The 678-nt window shown below is 77.3% G+C and carries 1 protein-coding gene; it reads left to right on the top strand.

Annotated features, from left to right (window positions below; translation table 11 throughout):
• Nucleotides 1–92: 92 nt before the first annotated feature.
• On the top strand, nucleotides 93–678 hold a 586-nt coding region (locus FMEAI12_RS00185; protein WP_146776584.1), incomplete at its 3' end, for an amidohydrolase family protein.

The following is a 678-nucleotide window of genomic DNA, read 5'->3' as shown; positions in this document are numbered from 1 at the left end:
CCCGCACCCCCACCGGCCATCGGCCCGGTGCCGCGCACACCGCCCACCGCGGACCCCAGGTGAGCGCCACCCACCCGGCACAGTAGGGACCCGTGAGCCCCCACCACCTGCCGGCAGCCCGACGCGTCCTCTACCACCACGGACACGTCCACAGCCCCACCCACCGGCACGCCACCGCCCTGCTCACCGACGGCCCCACCATCACCTGGATCGGCACCGACGACCAGCCCGACGCCAGCGGCCCGCCACCGGCCGGCCCGGTCGACCACACCGTCGACCTGCGCGGCGCCACCCTCACCGCCGCCTTCGTCGACGCCCACCTGCACACCACCGCCACCGGGCTCGCCCTCGACGGCGTCGACCTCACCGACAGCCCGTCCCTGCGCCACACCCTCGACCAGCTCACCCGCGCCGCCCACCACCGGCCCGGCCAGCCACTGCTCGGCACCGGCTGGGACGAAACCCGCTGGCCCGAACAGCGACCCCCCACCAGCGGCGAACTCGCCCGCGCCGCCGGGCCCGTCGACGTCTACCTCGCCCGCGCCGACGGCCACACCGCCGTCATCTCCCCGCACCTGGCCACCCGCAGCGGCGCCCACCACGCCACCGGCTGGCTCGGCGACGGCCTGTGCCGCGACGACGCCCACCACCTCGCCCGCACCGCCGCCTACCACGACC

The sequence above is a fragment of the Parafrankia sp. Ea1.12 genome (genome assembly GCF_900465275.1).
GTDB lineage: Bacteria > Actinomycetota > Actinomycetes > Frankiales > Frankiaceae > Parafrankia > Parafrankia soli.
The sequence above is the reverse complement of the archived record's forward strand: the minus strand, read 5'-3'. Positions and strand labels throughout refer to the sequence as shown.